Origin of the sequence: Dapis hubbardiae BLCC-M172, from assembly GCF_050016015.1 — a bacterium.
In the GTDB taxonomy this organism is placed as follows: Bacteria; Cyanobacteriota; Cyanobacteriia; order Cyanobacteriales; family Microcoleaceae; genus Trichodesmium.
In genome coordinates this window covers 34,301-41,299 of the sequence record NZ_JBNHEQ010000085.1, presented here as the reverse complement: position 1 = coordinate 41,299, position 6,999 = coordinate 34,301, and the positions used below count along the sequence as shown (strand labels likewise).

Here is a 6,999-nt window from a genome sequence, read left to right as displayed (position 1 = left end):
GTATCAGTAAAATTAAGACTAGAGAGTTTTTAGTTAGGGAGTCTATCTCAAAACTATAACGTTGGAGTTTTTTGTGATAATTTTCTCTTGCTTAGTATCAGTAAAATTAAGACTAGAGAGTTTTTAGTTAGGGAGTCTATCTCAAAACTGTAACGTTGGAGTTTTTTCTCAGAATTTTCTCTCTGTTAGAGTAACTCAAAATTGAGACTAGAGATTTTTTGTAAATAACCTAATGTTAAAAAAAATAGCAGATAAATGGGAATTTGAAAGTGAGGCAGCTTTAGAAGATTTTGTCTGGGAAAATTTGCCTCATTTATTCAATTTAGAACCTCTGAAACGTCAACATATTGTCATGGGGGAATGGTGCGACATTTTAGCAGTATCAGAAGTGGGGCAGTTAGCAATAATAGAATTGAAAAATATTGAAGACCGTTATGTCGTGCAGCAGCTTACTCGGTATTATGAAAATGTCTTAGCAGAAAAGCCTTTTTCCCAGAAAGTAAATTATCAAAAGTTGGTGCGGTTAGTAGCGATCGCTCCTTCTTTTCATCGGCATAATTTTATTGATTTAAAATATAGCAAGCTGAATTTAGAGTTTTGTCTATTTGAGATTTTTCAAGAGGAAAAGTCGGTTTACTTTTATCTAAAAAATACTGGTGGTCAGATATTGGTTAAGTTAAAAGTTCCTATTTATGAAGAATATATAATTAATCCCGAAAAAATACCTAATATAACTTTACCTCGGCTTCCGAAAGGGTTAAGTCTTAGTTTAGAAAGTTATAGTTCAGAGCAAAAGAAGAAAATCCTAAACATCAGAGAAAAAATTCTTAGGTTCGATGAACGAATGGGAGAAAAAAGTAACAAGGAGATTATTACTTATGGCAAAAAAAAGGGTAAAGGTAAACTTTGTAAAAGCATAGATAAATTTTGTGCTGGTCTGGATGAATATATACAATTATATTTATATTTACCTTTTCCTACAAATAATGGCAATCAAAGAATTTTTAAGTGTTGCTTAGGAATAATTTCTAAATCTCCTGACAGTGATGATATCATTCCTAGAATTATATTACAGAGTAACTCAAAAATTAGCATATACGAAACAGACGAATATTTAAAAATATACGAAAAATTAACTGGGAACATAGTTACTTCTAATTCTTTAGATGCTCTGCTCGATCTAGCTTTAGAAGAATGGCATAAACGACAGTAAATTTAGATAGATTTGGAAAAATTAAAAATTATGTTGAAAAAAAATGCCGATAAATGGGAATTTGAAAGTGAAGAAGATTTAGAAAACTTTGTTTGGGAAAATCTGCAGATTCTATTCAACTTAAAACCCCTAAAGCGTCAATATCCTATTAATGCAGAAAAATCAGATATTTTAGCAATATCTGAGGAACGACAACTAGCAATAATAGAATTGAAAAATATTGAAGACCGTTATGTAGTTCAGCAGCTTACTCGTTATTATGAAAACTTGTACAATGAAAAACCATTTGCTACAGATATAGACTATCAAAAGCGAATTCGCTTAATAGCGATCGCTCCTTCTTTTCATAGACATAATTTCATTGATAGAAAACATCATCAGCTTTTGTTTGAATTTATTATATTTGAAATTTTTCAATCGGCAAACCAGCTTAACTTTATCCTCAAGACTACAGAAGGAAATTTATTCTCAAAAATTCAGATTCCTTACCCTCAAGAAAAAATCATTCTTGCCCATCAACCCAAACCCGATTTAATTACTATATCTGAACCACATAAATCACTTTTAAGAATGTTAGAAAATGAAACTATTGATACACAAGATATTGTCTTGAAGCTCAGAGAAAAAATTCTGATATTTGACAAATCTATTGGGGAAAAAAGCACGAATCTTACTATTACTTACGGTCAAAAAAAGAAAGACGGTGAACTTTGCAAACCAGCACACAAACTTTTAGGAGGATTTCAGTTTCTAAAAGGTGCTTCTGGTTTAAAAATGTTTTTATATTTACCATATCGGTATTTTCAATCATTACGAAAATATATGCGCAACCAATATAACGATCTAAAAAGCATTAAAATTTCAATTTTAACTGATGATTGGAAGATAGCTTTAGGATACAAAATTCCGAGTCAGTATAGTTATCAAGGAAAAACAGAATACGATAATATTGAAGGATATCTACAAATGTATGAAATAATGACAGGAAAATCTATTAAATCTAAATCCATAGATGCTTTAGTTGATGTAGCTTTATCTGAATGGCAAAATAGAAACTCATCATAAATGAATCAAAAAATTAGTTAAAATAGAAAATTATTAGATTTAGGAAAATAGTGAAATAGGTAATGGTAAGTTAAGCTAACTATTTAACAAAGTATAAATCAGCAAAAACTGGGTTTACCCAGAAAAATTACGGATTTTATATTATTAACTTCAAAGAACATAATATAACCTTGAAAATTTTAATCTAATGAATACACCAAGTCATGCCATTATTAATCTCGCACTTCTTACCAAACCTCAACTACCACAAGCTAATCTTGCTATTGTAATTGGTGGAATTTTACCTGATATTCCTATCTTTATTTTCTATTTTTGGGCAAAATTTATTGCTCGTTTACCAGAGGCAAAAATTTGGTCAGAAGCATATTATCAACCATTAATCCAAAATCTTGTTGCCATCTTTCATTCTATTCCTTTGGCTATAATTGGATTGCTAATTTCTTACTACTTTGGTTGGCAAATTATGCAGGTAATTTGTATTAGTTTAATCCTGCATTCTTTACTTGATTTGCCAGTACATAATGATGATGCTCACAGACACTTTTTCCCTTTTAGTAATTATAGATTTATTAGCCCTATTTCTTATTGGGACCCAAAGCACTATGGGTCAATTGTTGCTTTTATAGAAGTTTTGCTAGTTTTATTAGGAACTTTGCGGGTATTTCCCGGAATTAATTCTTTTGTAGGAAAGGGATTAATTATTTTAGTGAATATATTTTATTGGAGTAGTTATATTTATTTTTATCTTCGTTCTAGAGTTTTAATCAACTAGATAACTTCATTAATTGATAATGGATAATGAATAATGGATAATTACCTCTGGTTAAAACCATCGGATTTAAAATTAGGAAATATCCTAGCACTTTTTTTATCTTGAAATAGAAGGAAATACAAAAGAAGAGGATTGGCTAAAAGGATTTTTTTTCTTTTTTATCAATGAATCGAGAGGCTTTATACCTGAATTTTTCGGTAATTATCAAAAAGGTCTCATGGGAATATATTGAGTATATTTATTATTTAATAATTGAATTTTTACCTTAAGTATAAAGCCTTCTCCCTACTCCCCCACTCCCCTACTCCCTACTCCCTATTCCCTAATTATTTAAGACCGCCGAATATTAAAACAACACCACTCTTCTCGCTTCCAAAGAGTAGCTACAACCCAACCATTTTGTTCTAAAGTATCAGCAATTGATTTAGCTTGTTCTAATAAAATACCACTCATAATTCCCCAACTTGTCGGTTTAGCTATCGCTTCGAGATGGGGAATTATATCAATAATAACCTCAGCTAAAATATTACAAACTATCCCATCTACAGGTTCAGGAACTAATTTAATTAAATCCTCAATATCTCCCTGTTCAACAATTAATTTTTCCTGCTCTATTTGATTTAATTTTCCATTATTAATAGTCGATCTAATTGCCAAAGGATCAATATCTACAGCATAAATTTGACGTACTCCTAATAATGCCGATCCAATAGACAAAATACCACTACCACAACCAATATCAGCAATTACTGCTTCAGGATTAGGTTCCAAACCCAAGCGCATTTCTAGCGACTCCAAACATAATTCTGTAGTAGGATGAGTACCAGTACCAAAAGCAGCTCCTGGATCTAAACGGAGAATAATTCTATCTGACTTATCTGGTAAAGCTAACCAAGCAGGATGAATCAGAAAGCGATCGCCAATTTCTTGAGGTTGCCAATATTGCTTCCAACTACTTGCCCAATCTTCTTCCTCAATTAAATTCCAATCCATCACTGGAGCTGGTAAATTCATACATAGAGCATCTTGACGCAGATTTAAAGCCAGAGCGGATAAGTCCAACAGTTGAGTTTGGTCTTCTGGTAAATAAGCCAATACCAAACAATCATTACCTTTAACCTGACTCGCCGTCCCCCGGCAACCAAAACTATCCAGACGCCAGAAAATTACCTCCTCCAGACTTTGGTTAGATAAGACTCTAATTTCCCACCAGTTATATGCCATAAAAATAGAATTTAAAATTTAGAATTTAGGATTTAGAATTCAGAATTTAGGATTCTGAATTGGTAAATTTACCTCTACATAATTCAGAATTGCTCAAATAGAATTTAGAATTCTGAATTAGTAAATTTACCTCTATATAATTCAGAGTTCTGAATTGGTAAATTTACCTTTAATTCTACATTTTAAATTCTAAATTCTAGATTTCAATGAGGTTTAATTCTAAATTCTACAGAGCAACCGTATAAGCATTTCTAATTCCTTCTTCTTTGAGAATTTCAGTTAATATTGCTTCTGGCAATGGGTCATCAACACTTAATACCATCACCGCATCACCCCGAACAATTTTACGACCCACCTGCATACTGGCAATATTGACATTAAAACTACCTAGAAGTGAACCTATTTTACCAATAATTCCAGGCAAATCTCGGTGGAGAGTCAATAACATATATGGACTAGGAGGGACATTAATGGGGAAACCATCAATATTAGTAATCCGAATCTCATCTCCTCCGAGTAAAGCACCACGAACAATATGGTCTCCTAGAGAACCCTTTGCTTCCAACTGCAACGAACCAGTATAATCCCGTATCGAATCATCTTTAGTTTCAACTACTCGAATACCTCTTTCCTTAGCTTCAATAGAAGCGTTAACATAATTGACGCGCTCTCGCAAAGCTTGGGAAAGTAAACCCTTCAAGGCCGCTATTACTACAGGTTTACTATCCACAGTGGCCAAATCTCCTTCAAGACGAACATTGAGAAAATCAATACGTCCACCTGCTAACTGACTGACCAAATTACCAAGAGTTTCGGCCAATAACAAATAGGGCTTAAGTTTTTTCAATGTATCAGGATACATACCAGGAATATTCACTGCCGATCTAGCAGGCAACCCTAACAATACATCTCGAATTTGTTCAGCCACATCTATTGCCACATTCACTTGAGCTTCAGCAGTAGAAGCACCCAAGTGAGGAGTCAAGACAATTTTTTGCCCCAACTCTCGTAGTGGAGACTCAGCTTCTAGAGGTTCATTTTCATAAACATCTAAAGCAGCTCCAGCAATTTTTCCTTCTTTTAAAGCTTCAGCTAAAGCAACTTCATCAATAATTCCACCTCTAGCACAATTAATAATCCGAGCTGTAGGCTTCATTTTGGCCAAAGTTTCAGCATTAATAGAATGATAAGTTTCGTCAGTTTTGGGTATGTGGAGAGTAATATAATCAGACTCTTGGACTAATAGTTCCATATCTACCAAAGTACAACCCAACTGTTCGGCCCTTTCTGCAGAAATAAATGGATCGTAGGCCAAAATTTTCATACCCATAGCTTTCGCCACCTTAGCTACATGGGAGCCAATTTTACCCAAACCAACAACACCGAGAGTTTTTTTGTAGACCTCTACCCCCATAAACTTTTTACGGTCCCATTTACCATCGATAATTGATTGGTTAGCCTCTGCAACGTGGCGCGACATAGACATCATCATGGCCAGGGCGTGTTCTGCTGCTGCAATGGTATTTCCTTCTGGTGAGTTAACTACCACAATACCTTTACGAGTTGCTTCTGGTATATCTACATTATCTACCCCTACTCCAGCGCGACCAATAATTTTTAGTTGTGTTGCAGCTTCTATGATTTCTTTAGTAACTTTAGTACCAGAGCGAATCATTAGAGCATCATATTCTGGTATGATTTTTGCCAATTCTTCTGCAGGCAAACCTGTTTTTACATCTACCTGAGCTACTTGGGAAAGAATATCTATTCCACTTTTATCTATTGAGTCTGATACAAGAACTTTTGGCATAGTAGTTAATTGAATAATTTAGGTTATTTGATTGTTTTTCTGACTGAAACTTTTGCTTCAGCTTGATTTTTTTGTGCCTTAAATAACAACTTTACCCTTTAGAGTACCAGCATGGGCCTATAATTTAATTGATTGTCAGAAAGATTTTAGATTGCTTTTATTAACTTCTATGAATTATCTTGTCGCTGTATTATCAGACCGTATTGAAGCTGAGGCTGCCTATTCTGCTTTGGAAAAAGAGGGTTTGCCCATGAAACAAGTGGCGATATTGGGCCGGGGTTATCAAACTGCCGATGAATATGGCCTGATAGATCCTAATGAACAGGCCCGCAAACAAGCAATGCGGATGGTAATTTGGCTTGTACCTTTTGGTTTTGCTGCTGGTACTACTTTTAGTTTGATTACTGGTTTGAATACTTTTGCTTGGGCAGGGGAATTTGGCAATCATTTTATTGGGGGAATATTGGGTGGTATTTCTGGTGCAATGGGTGGAACTTTTGTTGGTGGTGGAGTGGGTTTGGTTATTGGTGGTGGTGATGCTTTACCTTATCGTAATCGTCTGAAAGCAGGTAAATATTTAGTTGTTGTGAAAGGTTCGGAAGCTTTGACTCGTTTAGCAACTCGGACTTTATATCAGTTTAAACCAGAAAATATTCAAGGATATTCTGCACCGGAAAGTTAGAAGGAAGTGTAAGATGATATCTGGCAAAATGACCGAATTTTGTCATTGCGAGGGGGGATGGGAAAGTAGATATTTTAGTTGATTTAATCATTACCTCCCGTGGCAATCTATTTTCACATAATGTGATATTGCTTCAGCTAACTTCTGGCTTTCTCCTCGGAGTTAACTTGTTAGTATCCGCCTCGCAATGACAATATGAGATTTATAACTTTAACTTCTTTTATGGTTGATAA

Annotated in this window: 6 protein-coding genes; 4 read left to right on the top strand and 2 right to left on the bottom strand. The window is 34.2% G+C overall.

Going from position 1 to position 6,999, the window contains the following annotated elements:
* Positions 1–232 precede the first annotated feature (232 nt).
* The 3 genes from ACP6PK_RS08495 to ACP6PK_RS08485 all read left to right on the top strand — a co-directional run bounded on the left by ACP6PK_RS08495 (position 233) and on the right by ACP6PK_RS08485 (position 3,050).
* On the top strand, positions 233–1,213 hold the full coding sequence (locus ACP6PK_RS08495; RefSeq protein ID WP_426559235.1) for a hypothetical protein: 981 nt from the start codon (positions 233–235) through the stop codon (positions 1,211–1,213).
* A gap of 30 nt (positions 1,214–1,243) precedes the next feature.
* Complete coding sequence (locus tag ACP6PK_RS08490; protein ID WP_426559234.1) at positions 1,244–2,278, top strand: endonuclease NucS domain-containing protein; 1,035 nt, start codon at positions 1,244–1,246, stop codon at positions 2,276–2,278.
* Positions 2,279–2,465: 187 nt separating this feature from the next.
* Positions 2,466–3,050, top strand: coding sequence for a hypothetical protein (locus ACP6PK_RS08485; RefSeq protein WP_426559233.1), 585 nt, complete (start codon positions 2,466–2,468; stop codon positions 3,048–3,050).
* 330 nt (positions 3,051–3,380) lie between these two features.
* Here the strand turns inward: ACP6PK_RS08485 and prmA are convergent, their stop codons facing one another.
* Positions 3,381–4,274, bottom strand: a complete 894-nt coding sequence (gene prmA / locus ACP6PK_RS08480; protein ID WP_426559232.1) for a 50S ribosomal protein L11 methyltransferase — start codon at positions 4,272–4,274, stop codon at positions 3,381–3,383.
* 226 nt (positions 4,275–4,500) lie between these two features.
* Entirely contained in the window at positions 4,501–6,084 is a 1,584-nt protein-coding gene (serA, locus tag ACP6PK_RS08475) for a phosphoglycerate dehydrogenase (RefSeq protein ID WP_426559231.1), read from the bottom strand.
* A 169-nt stretch (positions 6,085–6,253) separates the two neighbouring features.
* Between serA and ACP6PK_RS08470 the strand changes: the two genes are divergently transcribed.
* A complete protein-coding gene (locus ACP6PK_RS08470) occupies positions 6,254–6,766 on the top strand; it encodes a hypothetical protein (protein WP_426559230.1) in 513 nt (170 codons plus the stop codon).
* The last annotated feature ends 233 nt before the right edge of the window (positions 6,767–6,999 follow it).